Source organism: Mycobacterium sp. URHB0044 (assembly GCF_000620625.1).
Taxonomy (GTDB): domain Bacteria; phylum Actinomycetota; class Actinomycetes; order Mycobacteriales; family Mycobacteriaceae; genus Mycobacterium.
In genome coordinates this window covers 343,923-365,796 of sequence record NZ_JIAW01000006.1, presented here as the reverse complement: position 1 = coordinate 365,796, position 21,874 = coordinate 343,923, and the positions used below count along the sequence as shown (strand labels likewise).

The window sequence follows — 21,874 nt, the reverse complement described above, 5'->3', positions numbered from 1 at the left end:
AATGACATTCGCCACCCCGGACGAGGAATAGACGAGCTCCGAACTGCGCTGCTACCTCAGGGGGAGTTAGCGGACGTAAAGGAGATTCGACTCGTGAATGTGAAGGAAATCAAACCGCTGGCAGTGATCGGTGCGGGTGCTGCCATCACCGCCGCGGCCCTTGGGGTTGCGATCATGCAGGGGCCGTCGGGATCCGACGAGGCCGCCGGGTCCGAGATGAGCACCGGCGTCACCGTCACGGCCACCACAGCGGTCACGGAAGCGCCGATTCCCGTCGCGGAGCCCAGCATCAAGGGCCCGGCACCTCTGCCGAAGGAGGAGCAGGGACTTCCCGGCTGACCTTGGGCGATTGCCTGGCACCGGCGCAACGCCGTAGCCTCGGGGCGTGGTGGGATCCACTGCCGTTGGCGCCGACGAATTGGCTGCCCTGGAGTTCTTCGCAGGGTGTCCCATCGATTCGTTGGGTCCGCTTGCGGCTCACCTCCGAAAGCTGACGGCAGCGCCGGGCCAGGTTCTCCTGCGCCAGGGTGAGCCCGCCGTGTCCTTCCTGTTGATCGGGTCGGGCCGTGCCGAGGTCGAACACGTTGGGGCAGGCGGGAACACCAGCGTCGTCGAAGTGGGACCGGGGTTGATCGTCGGCGAGATCGCGCTGCTGCGCGATACGCCACGCAACGCCACCGTCACCGCTACGGAGACGCTGACCGGCTGGGTCGGCGGGCGCGAGGCCTTCGCGGCGATGCTCGAAGTTCCGCGCCTGCTGGACAAGCTGGTGCGTACGGCGCGGCAGCGCCTGGCGACCTATCTCGAACCAATTCCGGTGCGGCTGCGCGACGGCACGCGGTTGTACCTGCGCCCCGTGCTACCCGGCGACAAGGAACGCACGGTTGACGGTTCGGCGCTGTTCTCCGGCGAGACGTTGTATCGCCGGTTCCAGACCACCCGCATGCCGACCGCGTCACTGATGACCTACCTGTTCGAAGTCGACTACGTCGATCACTTCGTGTGGGTGCTGACCGACGGGATTGACGGGCCGGTGATCGCCGACGCGCGCTTCGTCCGCGACGTGGCGGATCCGACAGTCGCCGAAGTGGCGTTCATCGTCGCCGACGACTACCAGGGCCGCGGCATCGGCAAGTTCCTCATGGACGCATTGGCCGTCGCGGCGCGCGGTGACGGCGTGAAGCGGTTCACCGCGCGGGTCTTGACGGAGAATTACCCGATGCGACGGATTCTCGACAAGTACGGCGCCGAGTGGCACCGCGACGAGCAGGGCGTGGTGACCACCGTCATCGACGTGCCAACGCTGCGCGCCCTCTCGATCCCGCCGAAGGTGTACCGCCAGATCAGTTCCGTTGCGCGCCAAGCCATCAGGGCGGTCGGCTGATGGCGGGCCGTCGCCCGCCGCTGAGCAAGGACACCCTGCTGTGCATCTCATTGGCGGCCAGGCCGTCGAACATCGGCACCCGGTTCCACAACCACCTCTACGACGTGCTCGGGCTCGACTTCATCTACAAGGCGTTCACCACCACCGACATCGCGGCGGCCATCGGGGGCGTCCGTGCCCTCGGCATCCGCGGTTGCTCGGTGTCCATGCCGTTCAAGGAGGACGTCATCGCGCTCGTCGACGACGTCGAGGACTCGGCGCGGGCCATCCACTCGGTGAACACCATCGTCAACGACGACGGTCACCTCACCGCGTCGAACACCGACTACCTTGCGGTGCAGCGGCTCATCGACGAACACGGCCTCGACCCCGCGGAGACGGTACTGATCCGTGGCAGCGGGGGCATGGCCAGCGCGGTCGGTGCGGCGTTCCGCGACCACGGGTTCCAGTCCGGGACCGTCGTCGCTCGGAACGAGGAGGCCGGCCGGGCACTCGCCAGGCGGCTCGGCTACGACTACGCAGCCGAGGTCGGCTCCCGGTCGGCCGCGGTGATCGTCAACGTCACGCCGCTCGGGATGGCGGGCGCGCCGGAAGCGACCGAGAAACCCTTCGACGACAGCACGATCGCCCGCGCGCGCACGGTGTTCGACGTAGTCGCGCTGCCGTCGGAGACGCCGTTGATCACCTCGGCGCGCGCCGCGGGCGTCGACGTCATCAGCGGGGCCGAGGTCATCGCGCTGCAGGCCGCCGAGCAATTCGAGCGTTACACCGGCGTGCGGCCGACGGCCGAGCAGGTCGCCGAGGCTTCGGCGATCTCGCGGGCCTGACGCGGGCCGCCGGGCGGTCAGCCCAGCGTCCGCTGGATGTCGGGCTTCATGGCGTTGAGCTGCGCGCCCCAGTACCCCCAGCTGTGGGTGCCGTTGGCCGGGAAGTTGAACGTGGCGTTGGAGCCGCCCGCCGCCTGATACCGGGACTGGAAGGCCCTGTTGCTACCCAGCGTGAGGCCTTCGAGGACTGTCGCGGGCAGATCGCCGCCGCCCAGTTCGTTCGGCGTGCCGTTGCCGCAGTACACCCAGATCCGGGTGCCGTTGGCGACCAGCCTGCCGACGTTGACCGTCGGATCGTTGCGCTGCCACGCTGGGCCGCCGCCGGGTCCCCACATCGCGCCTGCGTCGAAGCCGCCTGCGTCACGCATGGCGACTCCGACCAGCGTCGGCCAGATGCCGTCCGAGAGATTCAGGAAGCCCGACAACGACCCGGCATAACTGAACTGACCGGGGTGGTAGGCGGCGAGGATCAGCGAGGCGCTACCCGCCATCGAGAGTCCGACGACGGCGTTGCCGCTGGGCGAGACGCCCTTGTTCGCCGACAGGTAGGCGGGCAGTTCGGAGGTCAGGAACGTCTCCCACTGGTAGTTGTACGTTCCGCCGTTGCCGACCGCCGGACCCTGCCAGTTCGTGTAGAAACTCGACATGCCACCGACCGGCATGACCACCGAAAGGCCGGACTCGAAGTAGTTTTCGAACGCCGCGGTCTCGATGTCCCACCCGCTGTTGTCGTCGCGTGCGCGCAGGCCGTCGAGCAGGTACACCGCGTGCGCGCCGCCGCCTTGGAACTTCACCGGAATGTCGCGGCCCATCGCCGCGGACGGCACCATCAGCGTTTCGACGGGAAGCCCTGGGCGCGAATACGCCTCAGCAGGCGCCGCGCCACCCGCAATGCCGATCAGTCCTGGCAGCAACAACGCTGCCGCACCCGCGCTGGCCATGCGTCCGGCCCAATTCTTGAAGATCCTCATTCGTCGGTCATCCCTTCAGGGACATGCCCACAGCCGCTGCGGGCGATGATGTGGTTATTGCTGCGAGGCGACGTGGGCCATCGCAGGAGCGCCACCTGCTTGAGCGCCGATACCCGGGCCAGCGCACGCAAACTGCAGTGGCTGCCAGGAGTTAATTCGCGCCGCGCCGCGGCGGCGTTACACCGCTGTCGCGGTCAGGGTGCGTTGACCACCACGATGGGACGCCGCACGCGTTCCAGCATGTGACCGCTGAACCCGGCGTACATCAATCGCGCCTGCACGAACCAGTTCAGCGACGAGTGCACGGCCGTCGCCGTCGGCGCAGCATCGGGCGGAAGTGGGATCTCGAACGGCAGCACGACGGGCACGCCGGCGCGCAGTTGAATGCGCTTGCCAAGTGACACGATTCGGCCGTCCAGTTGGGTGCCAGGGCTGGGCGTGCGCGTCAGGGGGTGCGACTCCCGTTCGCGCTGCCAGGACACCGCGAGGTCGCCGTCGGGCAGGTCCATCGTGGGCGTCAGCGTGGCCTGGCCGGTGATGGTCTCGCCCGCGCGGTACACCGGCGACGACAGCGCGACGTCGATGGCGGTTTCGGCGGCACCGGCGACCACCTCGACGGGGTCGACGTACGCCTCCACGTCGGCCGTCCCGACGATCACGGCGAATTCACCGCGGGTATCGACGTCGCGGCCGCCGCGTTCGACGGTGAGCCGGCATTCCCATCGAGCGATCTCGGGTGACGACGCCGGCGCCCACGACGGGACGCGAAACGTCGACGAGGCGCCGGTGAACTCGCCTGCTGCGATGGGCACGTCCTCGACGATGACGCTGACCCAGTCGTTGGTGTCGCGGTCTCCGCCGTAGTTGGTGCCGACCTGGTCGGACGTCCAGATGCTGCCGGTGTCTGCAACATTCGTGTTGCTGCCGGCCCAGTGGTATTGGTAGAAGTTGGTGTAACCCCAGTCCAGGCGCGCCGAGGTGACCTTGTCGATGCGCTTGTCGGTGGTGACCGTCGCGTGCACCGTCTGCCGGGGAGTGGCGGTCTCGGGTGACACGATCACCGTCGCGGCCGCCGCCCGGCTGAACAGGCCCACTACTTCTTTCTCTGGCTCTCGGCGTACTCCTCGGGGTGATTCTTCTTCTGCGAGGCTCGGATGGGCCAGAAGAGCACCCAGAGGATGGGGTAGATCGTCACGTAGAACAGCAGGGTGAGCGCAGCGCCCACGAGCACCATGAAGACCCACGCCGGGTAGATGAGGATCAGGCAGAACTGGATGAACTGCTTGACCACCACCGGATAGCCGTCGGCCTGCGACCACACCAGCCGCGGACTCATCGCATGCAGGAATTGCTGGGTCTTCGATGGCGTGGGTCCGGCTTCGGCTTCCGCCTGTGCCGCGCTGTTTTGCTCGTCGCGGGTGAGGCCGCGCTGCGGTGGTGCCGGCTCCGCCGGATCCGTTGCGGTCATGGCGTGATCTTGGTCTTCTCGTCGATCTCGGACGTGGCGTCCATCAGCGGACCCATCTGCTCCTCGAGACCGTCGGCGTTGAGCTGCAGGACGTAGACCGCGTCCTGGCCCGGGATGACGACGGTCTTCTGGGCGATCATCCGCTTGACGCCGTCCTTCACGTAGCTGCCGCCGATTTGGTAGGCGTCGAAGCCGGCGAGTTCGTCCTTCGCGCCGTCGCCGCCGTCGAAGCCGGGCAGGTTCTTCAGCTCGCCGGGCGCGTACTCGAGGATCTTGGCCGGGTCGACGTCACCGGTCAGCTTGGACATCAGCGCAACGATCGACGGCGGGTCACTGGCCATCGCCGGATCGGTGAAGTAGATGGCGCCCCAGGCGTATTCGGGCGTCTTCGGCCCGGCGTCGGCCCAGCCGGCGGGGACAGGAAGGTCAACCGTAGGTGTTCCGGGATCGCCACGGTGCACCGGTGTTTCGGTGATCCCGGCCGTCTTGATGTAGTCGGCGATCGTTTCGTTCTTGCCCGCCTCGGCCGGCTTGGACGGCGCGGCGCTGCTGCTCTTGGCGCTGCTGGACGTGCTCGATGCCGATGCCGACGTGCTCGGCGCGGACTTGGTGTCCGACCCGCAACCTGCCAGGGCGAGGCCAAGTGCGACAACGGCGATCGCAGTACCGCTGGCCTTCATGGGGGAAATCATGGACTCTCCTGTCGTCGGAAGCAGCATGAGCCTACGGTCAGCAAACCGAAACTGCACGGGAATGCGGGCGGGTGTCAAAAACCGACGGCCCGCGCGGCGAATCGATCGGTGATGTCGCCGGTCAGGGACGTGTCGTAGGGGTCCACGGCCAGCGGCTCACCACGGTCGGTGAGGTCCAGGGCCGCCATGCGACCCCAGATGGTGCTGGGGCTGGTGGTGAGCTCGAAGAAGTAGTTCCGGTGGGTGAGGTCGACCACCGTCCGGTATTCCGTGTTGTACACCCCGAATTCACCGTATGGCGCACCGAAAGGCACCGAGACGTTGCGCATGATGGCCATAACGCCGGCCACCGCCTGACGCTCGTCGGCTGGTTCGGGCAGCAGTGCCGAGTAGTACGCGGCGCGCTGGAACCGGTCGATTGCATTGACGTTTCCCGGTACCGGTAGTTCGCGGCTCGGATGTGAAAAGTCCTTGGCTGCCAGCAGTTCCAGCTGTTCTTCGTAGGTTGGGTCGTTGGTCATCAGGGTGAACTCACGTCCGTGGTGGACGACGGGTGCGCCCGCCGCCAACTCGATGATCGCCGAGTCGCCGCCCTCGTCCTCGATGGCGAGATGCAGCGTGGCATCGAAGCCATGGGCGGCGACCATGACCAACTGGATGCCCTCCATTAGAGCCAACGCCTCCGCCACCGTCGCCGCCTGATCGAGGAGGTACTGCGCCCACAGCCCAGTGTGTAGGCCGGGGATCCCGGCGTCGCGGGTTCCCACGTCGGTCGATTGCAGATACAGCGCGTGCACGCCCAGTCCGGCCTCATTCAGGCCGTCGACGGAGCCCAATCCGTAGATCGTCGTCACCATGCTCCCGTAGCGACTGGTCCAGCGCAGCGGATTGTCCGGCACGACCGTCTCGGTCAACAGCTGTCCGCCATCACGCTGCCGACCACGGGGAAACGCCACGATGAGGGGTTCAGTCGATTCCGGCCAATCCATGCTGCGGCCGGCCAGTACCGCGATCTGATTGGAATTCCACAGCACTCGGGTGCACATGGGCGTGTCCTCTCGCTGGTATTCGGGGAGGTCAGCGTAGCTGTGGTATCAAGACGGCGTGCGCGTGTTCGCGGCCTTCGTGGCGGTGGCGGTGGCGCTGTGTGCGGCCTGCGGCCCGTCGGACGTGCCCCGCCCGACGGCTGGCTCACCGCGTCCGGCGGCCGTCGATCTCGCCCATGTCGCCCGCGTTCGCGGTGACCTGCCATCCGGATACGAGGTGGCCGATCTCGTCGGTCCTACGGCGCCGTCGGCGTTCTGGGGCTTCGGTCCGCAGTGGACCGCCGACCCGCCGCAGTGCGGAGTGCTTGCCGATCCGGCGGTGGACGGCGCGACGGCGCGGGGCTGGTCGGCGTCTGGCCCCGGCGGGATCGTTTATGTGGTGGCGGCGGCCGGACCTGCCACCGGACCCGACGTCGCGTTGATCGGTGACTGCGGTAGTTCGACGTTCTCCGCAGGGCGCACCAGCGCGACGGTGACGACCGTCGAAGCGCCGTCGATCGATGCGGCGACCACGTTGGGTACCCGCACCGAGACCACCACCGTCGTCGAGGGCGGAACCGAAACACATTCGCACGCAGATACTTTCACGGCCTACTTCGGCGGCTACGTCGCGTATGTCACGGTGGTGACCGACCCCGGCTCGTCTGGTCCCATCCTTGGTGCCGACTTCGCCGCCGGGCTACTGGTGAAGACCGTCTCGGCGCTGCAGGGGTGAGCGAAGGTACATTGGCGGCGATGCTCAGGACGCTGTTCGCCCTCGTGTGCACCGCTGCACTGGCCGCGTGTTCGAGTGGTGGGCAGGCCGCCGTCGACGAGCATTCCGACATCTCCGGTGTCCTGGACGTCAAGTCGAGCTTCGGGCCGGACTTCAAGGTCACCACCGTCGCTCCGACGGGCATCGATCCGCGCATCCTCGCGCCGCAGACGCTTCCGCCGGGGGTGAAGTTCGAGCCGCCCGACTGCACGAAGTTCGCGGCGGGCCTGGCCGTGCCGGCGGGTTTGAAGGGCAACATGGCAGCCACCACGGCCGAGGGTGAGGGCAACCGGTTCATCGCGATCGCGGTCGAGACGTCGGAGCCCGTGCCGGTGCCGGATCCCGGCGACGCGTGCAAGAAGGTCGGCTTCGCCGGTCCTGGCGCACGCGGTGTCGTGGAGGTCGCCGAGTCGCCGGCCATCGACGGCGTGCGGACGCTGGGCACCCATCGCGTCGTGCAGACCGTGGTCAACGGCAAGCCGGCCAGCGGCGAGCTGTACAACTACGTGGCGAGCTTCGGCAGCTTCCTGGTGATCGTCACGGCCAATCCGCTGGTGGTGCCCAATCAGCCCGTGGCGCCCGTCGACACGCAGCGGGCGCGCGACCTGTTGACCGCCGCGGTGGGCGCGGTTCGCCGCTGAGCTCAGCGCACGTCGCGCGGCCGGTACTGGATGCTGATCCGGGGGCCAGTCGGCCTGGACGTCTTCGGCACCGAGTGCTCCCACGTTCGCTGGCAGGAGCCACCCATCACCAGCAGGTCGCCGTGGCCCTGGGGCAGCCGCAGGGATTGCCCGCCGCCGCGCGGCCGCATCGCGAAAACCCTTCTGGCGCCGAGGCTCACGATCGCCACCATGGTGTCCTCGGTGCTGCTGCGGCCGATGGTGTCCCCGTGCCAGGCGACGCTGTCGGCGCCGTCCCGGTACAGGCACAGGCCGGCGGACATGAACGGCTCACCCAACTCGCCGGCGTAGAGGTCGTTCAGGCGCACGCGCAGCTTGGCGATCATGGGGTGCGGCGCAGGCTCGGAACCGAGGTCGTGGAAGCTGACGAGTCGGGGGACGGCCAACACCCGGTCGTACATCTGCCTGCGCTCCGCCCGCCACGGGATCTCGGTCAGCAGTTCGTCGAACAGGGCTTCCCCGCCGGAACCATTCCCCGGGTCGCTTCGCTCCTGCCCGCCGGAAAACCACCCCGTTCGCACGTCGATCCACGCGCCGTCACCCAGCGACCGCCGCTCGGCGTGGTCGAACAGCGACCCTTGGACCGTCAAGGACACCAGCCGATGTTATCGCACACTCGTTCGATTTCACAGGTTGGCTGCGCCGGGGCCCCGTCCGGCCAGCACGTCGCCCGGGTTGGACAACGCGCACGTCTTCAAGCTCAAACAGCCGCAACCGATGCACCCGGCCAGGTTGTCGCGCAACCGCTGCAGATGCACGATGCGTTCGTCGATGTCGTCGCGCCAGCCTGCGGACAACCGGGCCCAGTCCTTGGCCGTCGGTGTCCGATCCGTAGGTAGCGTCGCCAGGGCCTCGCGGATTCGCGCCAACGGGATGCCGAGCCGTTGCGACATCCGGATGAACGCCACCCGGCGCAGGGTTTCGCGAGGGTAGCGGCGTTGATTGCCCGACGTGCGCCTGCTGTGGATGAGGCCTTCGCGCTCGTAGAAGTGCAGTGCAGACACCGCAACGCCGCTGCGGTGCGCCATCTCACCGGGCGTCAGCTCGTGCGACTCCATGACCTAAACCCTAGTTGAGGTGGCGAATGGCGTTACGGTCTAGTGGTGACGGGCACGGTGCTGGGTTCCAATTCCGAGGTGGGCACGCTGCGGGTGGTCATTCTGCACCGACCGGGTCCCGAACTGCAGCGCCTGACGCCACGCAACAACGGCTCGCTGCTGTTCGACGGGCTGCCTTGGGTGGTGAAGGCGCAGGAGGAACACGACGCGTTCGCCGATGTGCTGCGCTCGCGCGGCGTCGAGGTGCTGTTGCTCGCGGACCTGTTGACGCAGGCACTGGCCAGCGGTGCCGCCCGGATGCATGGCATCTCGGCAGCCGTCGATTCGCGGCGCCTGGGATTGCCGTTGGCCCAGGAACTTTCGACGTATCTGCGCACGCTGGAACCGGAATCGCTGGCGCGTGTGCTGATGGCGGGCATGACGTTCAACGAGTTGCCGTTCGGCGAGAGCGAACTGTCGTTGGTGCGCCGGATGCACCACGGCGGTGACTTCGTCATCGACCCCCTGCCGAACCTGCTGTTCACCCGTGATTCGTCGTTCTGGATCGGGCCGCGGGTGGCGATCACGTCGTTGGCGCTGCCGGCGAGGATGCGCGAGACGTCGCTGACCGACTTGATCTACGCGCACCATCCGCGTTTCCTCGGGGTGCGACGCGCCTACGAGTCGCGCTCGGCGCCGGTCGAAGGTGGCGACGTGCTGCTGCTCGCGCCCGGTGTCGTGGCAGTCGGCGTGGGGGAGCGGACCACCCCTGCGGGTGCGGAGGCGTTGGCGCGCAGTCTGTTCGACGACGAACTCGCCCACACGGTGCTTGCGGTGCCGATCGCGCAGGAACGCGCACAGATGCACCTCGACACCGTGTGCACGATGGTCGACACCGACGCCGTCGTGATGTACCCGAACATCGTGGACTCGTTGTCGGCGTTCACCATTCGCAGCACGGGCAGCGGTGTGACGATCGACCGTGCCGCCCCGTTCGTGGATGCCGCCGCGGATGCGATGGGGATCGGCAAGCTGCGGGTCATCGACACCGGGCTGGATCCCGTCACCGCCGAGCGTGAGCAGTGGGACGACGGCAACAACACGTTGGCGCTGGCGCCCGGGGTGGTGGTCGCGTACGAGCGCAACGCGGAAACCAATGCGCGACTCGAGGATTCGGGCATCGAAGTGCTGCGCATCGCGGCGTCGGAGTTGGGGACGGGCCGCGGTGGACCACGCTGCATGTCGTGTCCCGCTGCCCGCGACCCGCTGTAGCTCAGACACGCGCCCCACGCCGTCGCAGCGCATCGCGAACACGGTGGATTATGTTGGGCCGCCAGTGCTGCGGCGCGACCCGTACCTCCACCCAACCAAGCCGCCGAACGACGTCCTCTTGGTAGATCTGCTGCACCAACGAGGCGGGCTGACATGCCGGATCCTGAAAACTGACTCCGACCCTGTACGAATCCCAGCCCATCCCAAGGACTACGCAGTGATGGCCGTCCACCAGAACGATGTTCGTCCGAGGCTTCGGAATTCCCGCGTCGCGAAACATCAATCGCAACCGGGTCTCGGCCGGCGATCGGGTACCGCCGTCCATTAAAGGCACCGCCATGTGTGCCCGCCGCATGCCCCGTGCTCCGCGATACCGGTCGACCAACGCCTCCACCTCCGCAAGTTCCAGAAGCGTCATCTTGGCCAACGCGTCCATGAGAACTACGGCCTCATCGCGGGGTAGCCGCCGCGCAAGGTCGAGTGCGGTGCGCGCCGGCGTGGTCACTCTCAGCGGGCCGCGCGCCTGCACCTCGTCGTCCTCGATGCGCTCTTGCCGGACGATGAGCCCCGGATGCTGCCTGCCGTGGCTGGTGATCAATTCAATGGGCGTCGACTCATCGATCCAGCGCACCCCGTGCAGAGCGGCGGCGGCCTTGCCGGCGATGATTCCCGTGCCACCGGACCAGAGCGACGCGGCGTGCGCGTTCGTCGAGATTGATCGCGCGGCGTCGTTGGCGACGTAGACGTTCGGATAGAGCGCGGTGTAGTTCCACCGCAGCTGGCCGCGTGTCAGCGCACCACTGGCGATGGCCTCGGATCCGACGAATGGGTCCATACCCAGGATGATCGACGGTTCAGCCGACGCTACTGCCCACCGTTCGCTCAGTTGATGGTCACCTGTGGATGGAAAACGCACTGTGGAAATCCCGGCACCGCGAGAATCCAGTCCCGCCCCGCCCAGCACCATCTGAGAACCAAGGCCCGGCGCATCCAGCACCATGCGCCGAGGGCATATGCCGGGAGGCCCGGCCCGTCCAGCACCATGCCCCTCGCCGTCCTATACGCGGTTTCTACACGGGGGCTGCGCGTTCGGGCCGATAGCCCGGTATCGACGACCGTGGCGTGGAAAATGCGCATAGGGCCGTGAAAGGCATTTGCCGCGCGCCGAGGACTAGGCAAGGCGACGGCACCGTCCGGCGACGGGCTGCGGCAGGCGACTGGCTGCGGGAGCCGACCTGCTGCTTCAACGCCAGCTGGGTAGCCAGATCTGCATGTTCCACGTAGCTTGCGAGATGGGCAGCCCCGTGAGGATCGGGAACATCCACGCGAAGTTCGTAATCACCACGGCGACATACAGGCACACGACCAGCAACCCGAGCGTGTGGCGTTCGGCGTTCTGGCGTGGCGCATACAGGATGTCGCCGAGGATCAACGCGATCGCCATCACCAGGAATGGGGCCATCGGCGCGGCGTAGAAGAAGTACATCTGCCGGTCGATGTCGGCGAACCACGGCAGATAGCCCGCGCCGTAGCCGACCAGCACGACCGCATACCGCCAGTCCCGCTTGACGAATGCCCGCCAGATGGCCCAGCCCAGCACCGGCACCGCGAGGAACCACATCGCGGGCGTGCCGACCAGCATCACCGCCTTGACGCACGACTGGGCGCCACACCCCGCGATGTTGTCCTGGTCGATCGCGTACAGCACGGGCCGCAGCGACATCGGCCACGTCCACGGCTTCGACTCCCACGGATGGTGGTTGCCTGCTGCGTTGGTCAGCTCCGAGTGGAACTTGTAAACCGAATACGTGTAGTGCCACAGCGATCGGAGCGCGTCGGGCATCACCCCGCCCTCGCCGATCGACTGCCCTTCCTCGTGCCGGTTCGTCGCCGTCTCGGACGCGAACCACGGCCCGTAGGACGCGAGGTAGACGCCGAGCGGGATGAGTCCCAGCGCGTACACCGACGGCCCGATGTCTCGGCGCAGCGTGCCCAGCCACGGCCGCGGCACCCGGTACTGACGCCGCGCTACGACGTCGAACGCCAACGACATCAACCCGAAGAAGACGATGAAGTACAGGCCGGACCACTTCGTCCCGAACGCCAGCCCCAACAACACGCCCGCACCGAAGCGCCACCACCGCACCCCGAGGCGCGGCCCCCACGGCGTCTCGCCGATGCGCCCTTCCAGCAGCGCGACGTGCATGCGCTCGCGCATCTGGTCGCGGTCTACGATCAGCGCGCCGAACGCCGCCACGACGAACACCACCAGGTAGACGTCCAGCAGTGCGGTGCGCGCCGAGACGAAGCTGACGCCGTCGGCGATGATCAACAGTCCGGCGATGCCGCCCAACAGCGTCGAGCGGGTGATGCGGCGGACGATCCGCGCCACCAGCAGGACGATGATCACGCCGCACACCGCGCCGCTGATCCGCCAGCCGAGCCCGTTGTAACCGAACAGCGCCTCGCCGATCGCCATCAACTGCTTGCCGACCGGCGGATGGACCACCAGCCCGTAGCCCGGGTTGTCCTCGACGCCGTGGTTGCCCAGCATCTGCCAGGCCTGCGGCGCGTAGTGCTTCTCGTCGAAGATTGGGGTGCCGCCGTCGGTCGGCGAGCCGAGGTTGAGGAACCGCGTGATGGCCGCGAGTGCGGTGATCACCGCCGTCATCGCCCAGCCCTGCAAACGGTCGGCAGGCCCGAAGTCGGGGGCGGGCATCAGCGGGGCTGGGCTGATCACCGGAACCGCGCGTGGGGCGTCGACGACGTCGGCGGGCGGAGCGGTCACACGAGCGATCGTAGGCTGTGCAGTGTGACGGGAGGCCGACTGCTGCTCGCGGCCACCCCGTTGGGGCAGGTCGGCGACGCGTCGGCACGTCTGGTGGAGGCGCTGGGCACCGTCGACATCGTCGCCGCCGAGGACACCCGGCGGGTCAGGACACTGGCGCAGGCGCTCGGCGTCAAGCCCGCCGGCAGAGTGGTCAGCTTCTTCGATCAGAACGAGGCGTCGCGGGTGCCGTGGCTGATCGAGGAGATCGAGGGCGGTGCGACGGTCCTGGTAGTCAGCGACGCAGGCATGCCGCTGATCAACGATCCCGGCTATCGCCTCGTCGCGGCCTGCGCCGAAGCGGGGCTGCAGGTCAGCTGCCTGCCAGGCCCATCGGCGGTGACGACGGCGCTCGCGGTGTCGGGGCTGGCGTCGGACCGGTTCTGCTTCGAGGGCTTCGCGCCGCGCAAGCAGGCCGCGCGGACCTCGTGGCTCGCCGGGCTGTCCGGTGAGCAGCGGACGTGCGTGTTCTTCGAGTCTCCGCGCCGGCTTGCCGACTGCCTGCGCGACGCCGTCGACACCCTCGGGCCCGACCGTCGGGCGGTCGTGTGCCGCGAGCTGACCAAGACCCACGAGGAGATCAGGCGCGGATCGCTGCGCGAGCTCGCGGACTGGGCCGCTGACGGCGTCCTCGGCGAGATCACCGTGGTGCTCGCCGGCGCGCAACCCCGCGTGGACGAGGCGACCTTGGTCGCCGCGGTGCTGGCCCTGGTGGAGGCCGGCGCGGGCGTCAAGGATGCGTGCGCCGAGGTGATCGCCGCGAATCCCGGCGCACCGTCACGCCGCGAGCTCTACGACGCGGTTCTGCGTTCGCGGCGCTGAGCGATGGCGGCCGTATGCGGAGCGCCGATGATCGGCGCGGCCTTGTGCAGGCATTCGTCCCACTCCGCGTCGGGATCCGAATCCGCGGTGATGCCGCCGCCGACCCCTAGCACCGCGCCTCCACTGGCGTCGAATTCGACGGTGCGGATCGCGACGTTGAGCTCGGTTCCGGCGACGGGTGACGCCAACCCTACTGTGCCGCAATAGATTCCGCGACGCATCGGCTCCCATCTCGTCAAGAGGTGGCGAGCCCGCGACTTCGGCGTACCGGTCACCGACGCCGGCGGGAACGTCGCGTCGAGCACCTCGGCCATGGGCACCGCGACGTCGACGCGCGCGGCGACGGTGGACACCAGATGCCACACGCCTGGCGCGGGCCGCACGGCCAGCAGCTCCGGCACCGTGACGCTGCCCGTGACGGCGACACGGCTCAGGTCGTTGCGAACCAGGTCGACGATCATGATGTTCTCGGCGACGTCCTTGACCGACGCCCGCAACTGAGCTGGGTCGGCCGTGATCGGCAACGTGCCCTTGATCGGGCTGGACGTCACCGACACACCGGCCCGGCGCAGGAACAGTTCGGGCGACAGCGAGGCCACCGCGCCCCACTCGCCCGCCACGTATGCCGCACGCGCGGGGGCGGTTCGGCCGACCGCCTCGACGAAGAAGTCGAGCGGCGTGCCGTGCAGGCGGCCGGAGAACTGTGTGCACACGCACGCCTGGTAAACCTCACCCGCGGCGATCGCCTCGAGGCACTCCAGCACTCCGCGGCGGTGAGCATCGCGGTCGGCATCGCCCCACACGATCCCGCATTCCTGCGGCGGCGTGGGGCGCTGCAGTGCGTCGGCCACCCACGCGGAAAGCCCTGCACCCGAAAGGCTTTCATGCCACCACGCACCGCCGGCGTCCTGGCGCAGCACGCAGTCAGTCCAGCCGCCTGCCGCTTCCGGAATCCGCGGCCCACGGCCGTCGGCGCCCGCGTCGGGGTAGGACAGATACCCGATCCAGCCGCCACCGACGGCCTCGCCCGCCCCGGGTGTTACGTCGAAGACGGCGTCGACGTCGACCGGTCGAACCGCCACGCTCGGCGCGATCACCGCTCTCGACCCGAACCACTCACCGATCAGGGCCGCTGGCGGCGGCATGCCACGGCGGGCGGCGGCGTCGGCGACCGTGCGCAACACCGACGGGGCGCTGCCGAGGTCGCCGAGCCGATCAATCCGCACCGGCCAAGGGTGTCAGACGCTAGCGGCTGATCGCCCGTCGGACGGCGATGGCGGCCAACTTGTCGGGATTGCGCATCGCGTAGAAGTGCGTGATCTTGCCGTCGATCATCTCGATGGTGAACACGCCTTCGAGATGATCGCCGCTGTAGACCACGATCGCAGGCGCGCTGTTGCAGGTGACCATCTCCATGCGGACGTCGGGCAACTTGTTGCCGAGCCGGAACAAGCCGATCACCGCCGATGCCACCTTCCGCGCACCCACCACGGGCCTGCGCGCGGCACTCGCCTTGCCGTTGCTATCCGCCGTCCACGTGGCGTCAGGGGCCAGCATCGACAGCAGGCCGTCCATGTCGCCGGTGGCCGCCGCCGTGAGGAACCGCTCGGTGAGCTCGGCGGACGTCGCGGTGTCGATCGGTTCGAAGCGCTTGCGGCGGGCATGCACGTGTTCGCGTGCCCGGTGCGCGACCTGGCGAACGGTGGCCGTCGATTTGCCGACAGCAGAGGCGATTTCGTCGTAGCCGAAGCCGAACACCTCGCGCAGCACGAACACCGCCCGCTCGTCGGGACCAAGCGTCTCCAACAGGACGAGCATCGCCATCGACACCGACTCGGCGAGCACCATGTCGGCGGCCGGGTCCCGGTCGTCGAGGACCAGCGGCTCGGGCAGCCACGGACCGACATAGTCCTCGCGGCGACGGGCGTCCGCGCGCAGCGCGTTGAGCGCCTGACGCGTGACGAGCTGGGCGAGGTAGGACTTGGTGTCGCGCACCGTCGCCAAGTCGACGTCGGCCCAACGCAGGTAGCTCTCCTGCAGCACGTCGTCGGCTTCCGTTGCGGAGCCCAATATTTCGTAGGCGATGGTGAACAGCAACGGCCGCAGCAGGGTGAACCGGTCGGCGTGCTCCTCGCTGCCAGTCATTCGACCCGAACCCCAACCGCTGCCACCCGATCGGCCCGCTTCCCGCCCTTGAGCCAGAAGTACGAGCCCGGCTTGCGGGCCTCGCGGGCCAGCGCCGCGACGGTGCCCTTGCACACGGTCTCCTTGATCGCCGCGGCGGCGCGACCACCGATGTAGGCCGGCATGACGCGGTCGTCGAGGTGTGCGATCTGAATGGTGGCCGCCCCGCGGCCGAGGCTCACACACTGCCCGACGAACGCCTGGTTCAGCGCGGCAGGCGCGGTGCCCGCGATGCGGCTGAGGACCGTGTTGGCAGCTTGGGCGCCGAGCGGGATGGCGGCCTGGCAGCTCATCCGCAGCGGCAGGTCCGACGGCGCGGCGGCATCCCCGGCCGCGACGATGCGTGGGCTGTCCACGCTGGTGAGTGTCTCATCGGTCAGCAGGCGGCCCACCGCGTCGGTGCGCAATCCGCTGCGCGCGGCGAGGTCGGGGACGGCGAAGCCCGCGGCCCAGATCGTGACGACGCTCGGCAACTCACGGCCGTCGGACAGCACGACGGTCCGCTCGCGAACCTCGGTGACGCACGCGTCCGGTCCGTCCAGCACGGTCACGCCCAGCTTGGCCAGCCGCTTGGCCACCGAGCGCCGACCCGGCGTGCTGAGGTACGGGCCGAGCACCTTGCCGCAGACGAGTGTCACGTTGCGACCCTGCTCGCCGAGTTCTGCGGCCGTCTCGATGCCCGTCGGTCCGGCGCCGACGACGGTCACCGCCGCGGCGGGATGCAGGTCGTCGATCGCTGCACGTAGCCGCTCGGCATGCTCCAATTCGGCGATGGGGTAGGCGAATTCGGCCGCGCCGGGAACCGTCAACGCGCCGGCAGCGCTGCCCACCGCGTAGATCAGATAGTCGTAGTCGAGGGTGTCGCCGGACGCCAACGTCACGATCCGGGCCGCCGCGTCGATCCGCACGGCGTCATCGACCACCAGGCGGATGCCCTCGCCGAGAATGTCCTCGTAGCCGACGACGGCGTCGTCGGAGCCCGCGACCAACTGATGCAGCCGGATTCGCTCCACGAAACAGGGCCGTGAGTTCACCAACGTGACATCTACGTCACTGCGCTGCCGCAGGTGGTTGGCCGCCAGGGTCCCGGCGTAACCGCCTCCGATGACGACGACGTGCGTGCGCTTCCCGCTCATGGTCACTCCTTCGTGTCGAGGGTCCTTGCCCTCAAGACACCGCCCACGAGCGAAGTGTGACACGACGTGACGCGCGTCACTCCACCTGATAGCGCGGAAACACCCCTTCGGGCTTCGGCAGCGCGGTGCCCGGCGCCAGCCGAGTGGCGACCGCGGCGAACGTCCGCTGGTCGGCGGGCTGACCGAGCAGGTCGAGCAGCTTGGCCGCGGAGTCCGGCATCACCGGTTGCACCAGAAGTGCGGCGATGCGCACCACCTCGAGCGTCGTGTACAACACCGCGCCGAACCGCTGCTGGTCGGCCGGGGCGTCGGACTTGCGCAGCACCCACGGCTCCTGCGCGGAGAAGTACCGGTTGGCCGCGCCGAGCATCAGCCAGATGGCCTCGAGGGCGAGATGCATGGCCGGGACGTCGAAGTGGGCCCGCACCTTCTCCAGCAGGGCGTCGGCGGTGGCCAGGAGCGCGAGGTCGTCGTCGTTCAACTCGCCGGGTTCCGGCACGGTCGCGTCGAGGTTCTTGTTCACCATCGACAGCGACCGCTGGGCCAGGTTGCCCAATTCGTTTGCGAGGTCGCTGTTGATCCGCCCGATGATGGCGTCCTCGGTGTAGCTGCCGTCCTGTCCGAACGGCACCTCCCGCAACAGGAAGTAGCGCAGCTGGTCAAGACCGAACGCGTCGACCAACGCGATCGGGTCGACCACGTTGCCCACCGACTTGCTCATCTTCTCACCGCTGTTGAGCACGAAGCCGTGCGCGAAAACCCTTCGCGGCAGCTCGATTCCGGCCGACATCAGGAAGGCCGGCCAGTACACCGCGTGGAACCGGATGATGTCCTTGCCGATCATGTGCAGATCGGCCGGCCAGAACCGCTGGAAGGACTCCGACTCGGTGTCCGGAAAACCCACGCCGGTCAGGTAATTGGTCAGTGCGTCCACCCAGACGTACATCACGTGGTCGGGGTGACCGGGGACCTGCACGCCCCAGTCGAAGGTGGTCCGCGAGATGGACAGGTCCTTCAATCCGCCCGAGACGAAGCTGACGACTTCGTTGCGCCGCACGTCGGGCCCGATGAACTCGGGGTGCTCCTGGTAGTGGGCCAGCAGCTTGTCGGTGTAGGCGGACAACTTGAAGAAGTAGGTCTGCTCCTCGGTCCACGTCACCGGGGTGCCGGTTTCGACGGCGATCCTGGTGCCGTCCGGGCCCTCGGCGGTCTCGTCCTCGGCGAAGAAGCGTTCGTCGCGCACCGAATACCAACCGGCGTAGGAGTCCAGGTAGATGTCGCCGGCGTCGTTCATCCGGTTCCAGATGTCGATGGACGCCTCGATGTGGTCGGCGTCGGTGGTGCGGATGAAGCGGTCGAACGAGACGTTCAACTTCTCCTGCAGTGCCTGGAAGTTGTTCGAATTGCGCCGCGCCAAGTCAGCCGTCGGAATGCCCTCGGCCGCCGCGGCCTGCGCCATCTTCAATCCGTGCTCGTCGGTGCCGGTCAGGTAGCGGACGTCGAACCCGTCGAGCCGCTTGAATCGGGCGATCGCATCGGTCGCGATGTACTCGTAGGCGTGCCCGATGTGCGGGTCGCCGTTGGGATAGGCGATCGCGGTCGTGACGTAGAACGGCGGTCCCGCGGTGGGCGTCACCGCGCCGGGGAGATCGGTAGGGCTCATCGACGCTCACCTTATTGTGTGGCGGTGAGCTCGAGTCGCCCAGCCAACCGTGAGAAGCCGCCCGCGCCGGAACCGTTGGCGCCGCTGGTCGACGCGCACACCCACCTCGACGCGTGCGGCGCGTCGGACGCCGACGACGTGCGCGCCATCCTCGACCGTGCCGAGGCCGTGGGGGTCGGGGCCGTCGTCACCATCGCCGACGACCTGGCCTCGGCGCAGTGGGTGACGCAGGCGGCCGACTGGGATCCGCGGGTGTACGCCGCCGTGGCGCTGCACCCGACGCGCGCCAATGCGCTCACCGACGACGCCAGGGCCGAGATCGAGCGGCTCGCGGCCCATCCTCGCGTCGTCGCGATCGGCGAGACCGGAATGGACATGTACTGGCCCGGCAAGCTCGACGGCTGTGCGGACCCCGCGCAGCAGCGTGAGGCCTTCGCCTGGCACATCGACCTGGCCAAGCGCACCGGTAAGCCGCTGATGATCCACAACCGGGACGCCGACGCCGAGGTGCTCGACGTGCTGCACGCCGAGGGCGCCCCGGACGCCGTGATCTTCCACTGCTTCTCCTCGGGCCCGGAGATGGCGCGCACCTGCGTCGACGCGGGCTGGCTGCTCAGCTTGTCCGGCACGGTCAGCTTCAAGAACGCATCGGCACTGCGTGAGGCGGCCCGGTTGATTCCCGTCGGGCAGCTCCTGGTCGAGACCGACGCGCCGTTCCTCACCCCGCATCCGTACCGGGGCGCGCCGAATGAGTCGTACTGCCTGCCCTATACCGTGAGGGCGTTGGCCGAGGTCATCGACCGGCCCGCCACCGACGTCGCTCACCAGACCGCGGCGAATGCGATCAGGACCTACGGAATGAGTCGTTGACGCGAGTTGCCGGTCTCAGGGGCTTTCGTTACCGTCCTGTAATCGAACGGTCGGCCAGGACTCACTTCACGCTGACCTCATAGTCGGGGATAGACACTCTTGGATGCATTGCACAAACTTCATCACTCGCGTTCGCCCATGTTGCGGCTACTCGTCGGCGCTTTGCTGGCCACGCTGGTCTACGCAGGCGGTTACGCAGTCGCTGCGCACAAGACCGTCACACTGACCGTCGACGGGTCTTCGATGACCGTTTCGACGATGAAGTCCCACGTCATCGACGTCGTCAAGGAGTACGGCTTCGACGTCGGCGAGCGCGACGACCTCTATCCAGCGGGCGACGCGACCGTCAGCCAGTCCGACACGATCGTGCTGCGACGCAGTCGGCCGTTGCAGATCTCGTTGGACGGACACGACAGCAGGCAGGTCTGGACCACCGCCTCGACGGTGTCCGAGGCGCTTTCCCAACTGTCGATGGCGGACACGGCCCCCGCCGCAGCCTCCCGCGGCAGTCGCGTTCCGCTGGAGGGCATGTCCCTCCCCGTGGTGAGCCCGAGGACCGTGCAGATCAACGACGGGGGAGCGGTGCGGACGGTCCGGCTGGCCGCCGCGAACGTCGCAGGCCTGCTCGAGGCGGCCGGCGCACCGTTGTTGCAAAGCGACACCGTGGTGCCCGCGGCGTCTTCGCCCGTCGTCGACGGCATGCAGATCCAAGTCACGCGGGTACGCATCGAGAAGACCACCCAGCGGATGCCGCTTCTCCCCGGTAGCAAGCAGATTCCGGACGTCACGATGAACATGAGCAGGCAGGTCGTCGAGGATCCCGGCGTGCCGGGAACGCAGGACGTAACCTTTGCTGTCGCCTACGTCAACGGCGTGGAGACGAGCAGGCTGCCAGTAGCCAATGTCGTGATAAATCCGGCCCGCGACGGGGTACTCCGAGTGGGTGCGAAGCCGGGTACCGAGGTGCCGCCAGTGCTTAACCCAGCTACATGGGACGCCCTGTCCCGGTGTGAAGCCGGTGGTAATTGGGCTATAAACACCGGCAATGGATTTTACGGTGGTGTTCAATTTGATCAGAACACATGGGAGCGGCAGGGTGGTTTGCGGTATGCTCCTAGAGCCGATCTGGCTACACGGGAAGAGCAGATCGCGATAGCTGAAGTTACTCGGGCGCGTCAAGGCTGGGGCGCTTGGCCAGTGTGTAGTGGGAGAGTGGGTGCAAACTGACGATTCGGCTACTCGGTCGCACCGAGATAAGACATCTAGCCAAGGAACTCGACTTTCGACCAAGGAAGTCGTTCGGGCAGAACTTCGTCCATGACGCCAACACGGTGCGCCGCATCGTGTCGGCATCCGGCGTCAACCGCCATGATCACGTCCTCGAGGTCGGTCCCGGCCTGGGGTCGCTGACGCTGGCGCTGCTGGACCGTGGATCGCGCGTCACCGCCGTCGAGATCGATGCCGTGCTGGCTCGCCAGTTGCCGCAGACGGTTGCCGAGCACTCTCACAGCGAGATCAGCCGGCTCACGGTGTTGCACCGCGACATCCTGACGTTCATGCACACCGAGATGGAGGATCCGCCCACCGCGTTGGTGGCGAATCTGCCGTACAACGTCGCGGTGCCCGCACTACTGCATCTGTTGGCGGAGTTCCCGTCGATCCGCACCGTGCTGGTGATGGTGCAGGCCGAGGTCGCCGAGCGCCTCGCCGCCGAGCCCGGCGGCAAGGATTACGGCGTGCCGAGTGCCAAGGTGCGTTTCTACGGCAACGTCCGGCGTTACGGCATGGTCTCGCCGACGGTCTTCTGGCCCATCCCGCGGGTGTACTCGGGGTTGGTGCGCATCGACCGCTACGAGACGTCCCCGTGGCCCACCGAGGCAAGCTTCCGCAACCAGGTGTTCTCGCTCATCGACATCGCGTTCTCACAACGGCGCAAGACGTCGCGCAACGCGTTCGCCGAGTGGGCGGGATCCGGGAACGAGTCCGCTGAGCGGCTGCTGTCGGCCAGCATCGACCCGTCGCGTCGCGGTGAGACCCTCGGCATCGCCGACTTCGTTCGTCTGCTGCAGCGCTCCGGGCAGTGGAATCCCGAAGCGCCGCAACAGGATCAGCAGGGCCAACAAGGCCAGGCGGGTCAACTCCGCACGTACTGACGGTTAGCGCCGTCGGTCCAAACGCCCACTGTGCGTTTGATTCTGCGGTGACGGCGCTGGCTACTCGCTCTTTTGCGCCCTGACTGCA

23 protein-coding genes are annotated in these 21,874 nt (G+C 67.9%); 10 read left to right on the top strand and 13 right to left on the bottom strand.

The features are described 5' to 3' along the window. Positions 1 to 93 precede the first annotated feature (93 nt). From N536_RS0115660 to N536_RS0115650, 3 genes are read left to right on the top strand one after another with little or no spacing between them, the layout of a single operon-like run. The gene (locus N536_RS0115660) at positions 94 to 339 is read left to right on the top strand and encodes a hypothetical protein (protein ID WP_036436465.1); all 246 of its coding nucleotides are present in this window, start codon (positions 94 to 96) and stop codon (positions 337 to 339) included. 46 nt (positions 340 to 385) lie between these two features. Beyond that, a complete protein-coding gene (locus N536_RS0115655) occupies positions 386 to 1,384 on the top strand; it encodes a GNAT family N-acetyltransferase (RefSeq protein ID WP_029114469.1) in 999 nt (332 codons plus the stop codon). Beyond that, positions 1,384 to 2,211, top strand: coding sequence for a shikimate 5-dehydrogenase (locus N536_RS0115650; RefSeq protein WP_029114468.1), 828 nt, complete (start codon positions 1,384 to 1,386; stop codon positions 2,209 to 2,211). The genes N536_RS0115655 and N536_RS0115650 overlap by 1 nt, the downstream gene beginning before the upstream one ends. A 17-nt stretch (positions 2,212 to 2,228) precedes the next feature. Here the strand turns inward: N536_RS0115650 and N536_RS0115645 are convergent, their stop codons facing one another. The 5 genes from N536_RS0115645 to N536_RS0115625 form a co-directional block, all read right to left on the bottom strand. After that, complete coding sequence (locus tag N536_RS0115645; protein ID WP_029114467.1) at positions 2,229 to 3,182, bottom strand: esterase family protein; 954 nt, start codon at positions 3,180 to 3,182, stop codon at positions 2,229 to 2,231. A gap of 194 nt (positions 3,183 to 3,376) precedes the next feature. Further along, a complete protein-coding gene (locus tag N536_RS0115640; RefSeq protein WP_029114466.1) occupies positions 3,377 to 4,276 on the bottom strand; it encodes a hypothetical protein in 900 nt (299 codons plus the stop codon). Beyond that, positions 4,276 to 4,650, bottom strand: coding sequence for a hypothetical protein (locus N536_RS0115635; protein WP_029114465.1), 375 nt, complete (start codon positions 4,648 to 4,650; stop codon positions 4,276 to 4,278). Before N536_RS0115635 ends, N536_RS0115640 begins: the two co-directional genes overlap by 1 nt. Further along, positions 4,647 to 5,342, bottom strand: a complete 696-nt coding sequence (locus N536_RS0115630; protein ID WP_029114464.1) for an LpqN/LpqT family lipoprotein — start codon at positions 5,340 to 5,342, stop codon at positions 4,647 to 4,649. The genes N536_RS0115635 and N536_RS0115630 overlap by 4 nt, the downstream gene beginning before the upstream one ends. A gap of 74 nt (positions 5,343 to 5,416) precedes the next feature. Then, positions 5,417 to 6,388, bottom strand: a complete 972-nt coding sequence (locus tag N536_RS0115625) for a linear amide C-N hydrolase (RefSeq protein ID WP_029114463.1) — start codon at positions 6,386 to 6,388, stop codon at positions 5,417 to 5,419. Between the two features lie 58 nt (positions 6,389 to 6,446). Here N536_RS0115625 and N536_RS0115620 point away from each other — a divergent pair, with 58 nt between their 5' ends. Then, complete coding sequence (locus N536_RS0115620; protein WP_029114462.1) at positions 6,447 to 7,103, top strand: DUF5642 family protein; 657 nt, start codon at positions 6,447 to 6,449, stop codon at positions 7,101 to 7,103. Between the two features lie 20 nt (positions 7,104 to 7,123). Continuing rightward, on the top strand, positions 7,124 to 7,783 hold the full coding sequence (locus N536_RS0115615) for a DUF5642 family protein (RefSeq protein WP_036436464.1): 660 nt from the start codon (positions 7,124 to 7,126) through the stop codon (positions 7,781 to 7,783). A 2-nt stretch (positions 7,784 to 7,785) separates the two neighbouring features. Here N536_RS0115615 and N536_RS0115610 read toward each other — a convergent pair whose 3' ends face one another. Both N536_RS0115610 and soxR read right to left on the bottom strand, forming a co-directional pair. Then, entirely contained in the window at positions 7,786 to 8,418 is a 633-nt protein-coding gene (locus N536_RS0115610; RefSeq protein WP_029114460.1) for an alpha-ketoglutarate-dependent dioxygenase AlkB, read from the bottom strand. A 30-nt stretch (positions 8,419 to 8,448) separates the two neighbouring features. Beyond that, positions 8,449 to 8,880: a redox-sensitive transcriptional activator SoxR gene (soxR, locus tag N536_RS0115605; protein WP_029114459.1), complete on the bottom strand. Its 432-nt coding sequence runs from the start codon at positions 8,878 to 8,880 to the stop codon at positions 8,449 to 8,451. Positions 8,881 to 8,925: 45 nt separating this feature from the next. Between soxR and arcA the strand changes: the two genes are divergently transcribed. Continuing rightward, positions 8,926 to 10,131 (top strand): arginine deiminase, encoded by a 1,206-nt coding sequence (gene arcA / locus N536_RS0115600; RefSeq protein ID WP_029114458.1) that lies wholly within the window; start codon positions 8,926 to 8,928, stop codon positions 10,129 to 10,131. A 1-nt stretch (position 10,132) separates the two neighbouring features. Here arcA and N536_RS0115595 read toward each other — a convergent pair whose 3' ends face one another. Together N536_RS0115595 and N536_RS0115590 are read right to left on the bottom strand one after the other, a co-directional pair. Continuing rightward, positions 10,133 to 10,966 carry a hypothetical protein gene (locus N536_RS0115595; RefSeq protein WP_029114457.1) on the bottom strand — a complete coding sequence of 278 codons (834 nt, stop codon included), beginning with the start codon at positions 10,964 to 10,966 and terminating at the stop codon, positions 10,133 to 10,135. 408 nt (positions 10,967 to 11,374) lie between these two features. Next, positions 11,375 to 12,850 (bottom strand): dolichyl-phosphate-mannose--protein mannosyltransferase, encoded by a 1,476-nt coding sequence (locus N536_RS0115590; protein WP_197040149.1) that lies wholly within the window; start codon positions 12,848 to 12,850, stop codon positions 11,375 to 11,377. Positions 12,851 to 12,943: 93 nt separating this feature from the next. Here N536_RS0115590 and rsmI point away from each other — a divergent pair, with 93 nt between their 5' ends. Continuing rightward, positions 12,944 to 13,780 (top strand): 16S rRNA (cytidine(1402)-2'-O)-methyltransferase, encoded by an 837-nt coding sequence (rsmI, locus tag N536_RS0115585; protein ID WP_029114455.1) that lies wholly within the window; start codon positions 12,944 to 12,946, stop codon positions 13,778 to 13,780. On the opposite strand, the gene N536_RS0115580 is transcribed toward rsmI, so the two are convergent. The 4 genes from N536_RS0115580 to metG form a co-directional block, all read right to left on the bottom strand. Continuing rightward, positions 13,750 to 15,006, bottom strand: a complete 1,257-nt coding sequence (locus N536_RS0115580) for an aminodeoxychorismate synthase component I (protein WP_029114454.1) — start codon at positions 15,004 to 15,006, stop codon at positions 13,750 to 13,752. The genes rsmI and N536_RS0115580 overlap by 31 nt on opposite strands. A gap of 19 nt (positions 15,007 to 15,025) precedes the next feature. Next, on the bottom strand, positions 15,026 to 15,925 hold the full coding sequence (locus N536_RS0115575) for an RNA polymerase sigma-70 factor (protein WP_029114453.1): 900 nt from the start codon (positions 15,923 to 15,925) through the stop codon (positions 15,026 to 15,028). Next, positions 15,922 to 17,100: an NAD(P)/FAD-dependent oxidoreductase gene (locus N536_RS0115570; protein WP_029114452.1), complete on the bottom strand. Its 1,179-nt coding sequence runs from the start codon at positions 17,098 to 17,100 to the stop codon at positions 15,922 to 15,924. Before N536_RS0115570 ends, N536_RS0115575 begins: the two co-directional genes overlap by 4 nt. 76 nt (positions 17,101 to 17,176) lie before the next feature. After that, the gene (gene metG / locus N536_RS0115565; protein ID WP_051574522.1) at positions 17,177 to 18,763 is read right to left on the bottom strand and encodes a methionine--tRNA ligase; all 1,587 of its coding nucleotides are present in this window, start codon (positions 18,761 to 18,763) and stop codon (positions 17,177 to 17,179) included. Between the two features lie 24 nt (positions 18,764 to 18,787). Here metG and N536_RS0115560 point away from each other — a divergent pair, with 24 nt between their 5' ends. From N536_RS0115560 to rsmA, 3 genes are all read left to right on the top strand, one after another. Continuing rightward, the gene (locus N536_RS0115560) at positions 18,788 to 19,633 is read left to right on the top strand and encodes a TatD family hydrolase (protein ID WP_029114450.1); all 846 of its coding nucleotides are present in this window, start codon (positions 18,788 to 18,790) and stop codon (positions 19,631 to 19,633) included. Between the two features lie 99 nt (positions 19,634 to 19,732). Beyond that, on the top strand, positions 19,733 to 20,860 hold the full coding sequence (locus tag N536_RS0115555; protein ID WP_029114449.1) for a resuscitation-promoting factor: 1,128 nt from the start codon (positions 19,733 to 19,735) through the stop codon (positions 20,858 to 20,860). After that, the gene (rsmA, locus tag N536_RS38565; RefSeq protein ID WP_051574521.1) at positions 20,857 to 21,786 is read left to right on the top strand and encodes a 16S rRNA (adenine(1518)-N(6)/adenine(1519)-N(6))-dimethyltransferase RsmA; all 930 of its coding nucleotides are present in this window, start codon (positions 20,857 to 20,859) and stop codon (positions 21,784 to 21,786) included. Before N536_RS0115555 ends, rsmA begins: the two co-directional genes overlap by 4 nt. Positions 21,787 to 21,874: the final 88 nt, after the last annotated feature.

Excerpts from the sequence above, each read along its gene's own strand:
- N536_RS0115650 (WP_029114468.1), top strand. The coding sequence starts at position 1,384 with ATGGCGGGCCGTCGCCCGCCGCTGAGCAAGGACACCCTGCTGTGCATC.
- N536_RS0115645 (WP_029114467.1), bottom strand. The coding sequence starts at position 3,182 with ATGAGGATCTTCAAGAATTGGGCCGGACGCATGGCCAGCGCGGGTGCG.
- N536_RS0115635 (WP_029114465.1), bottom strand. The coding sequence starts at position 4,650 with ATGACCGCAACGGATCCGGCGGAGCCGGCACCACCGCAGCGCGGCCTC.
- N536_RS0115630 (WP_029114464.1), bottom strand. The coding sequence starts at position 5,342 with ATGATTTCCCCCATGAAGGCCAGCGGTACTGCGATCGCCGTTGTCGCA.
- N536_RS0115625 (WP_029114463.1), bottom strand. The coding sequence starts at position 6,388 with ATGTGCACCCGAGTGCTGTGGAATTCCAATCAGATCGCGGTACTGGCC.
- N536_RS0115615 (WP_036436464.1), top strand. The coding sequence starts at position 7,124 with ATGCTCAGGACGCTGTTCGCCCTCGTGTGCACCGCTGCACTGGCCGCG.
- soxR (WP_029114459.1), bottom strand. The coding sequence starts at position 8,880 with ATGGAGTCGCACGAGCTGACGCCCGGTGAGATGGCGCACCGCAGCGGC.
- N536_RS0115595 (WP_029114457.1), bottom strand. The coding sequence starts at position 10,966 with ATGGACCCATTCGTCGGATCCGAGGCCATCGCCAGTGGTGCGCTGACA.
- N536_RS0115590 (WP_197040149.1), bottom strand. The coding sequence starts at position 12,850 with ATGCCCGCCCCCGACTTCGGGCCTGCCGACCGTTTGCAGGGCTGGGCG.
- N536_RS0115575 (WP_029114453.1), bottom strand. The coding sequence starts at position 15,925 with ATGACTGGCAGCGAGGAGCACGCCGACCGGTTCACCCTGCTGCGGCCG.
- N536_RS0115570 (WP_029114452.1), bottom strand. The coding sequence starts at position 17,100 with ATGAGCGGGAAGCGCACGCACGTCGTCGTCATCGGAGGCGGTTACGCC.
- metG (WP_051574522.1), bottom strand. The coding sequence starts at position 18,763 with ATGAGCCCTACCGATCTCCCCGGCGCGGTGACGCCCACCGCGGGACCG.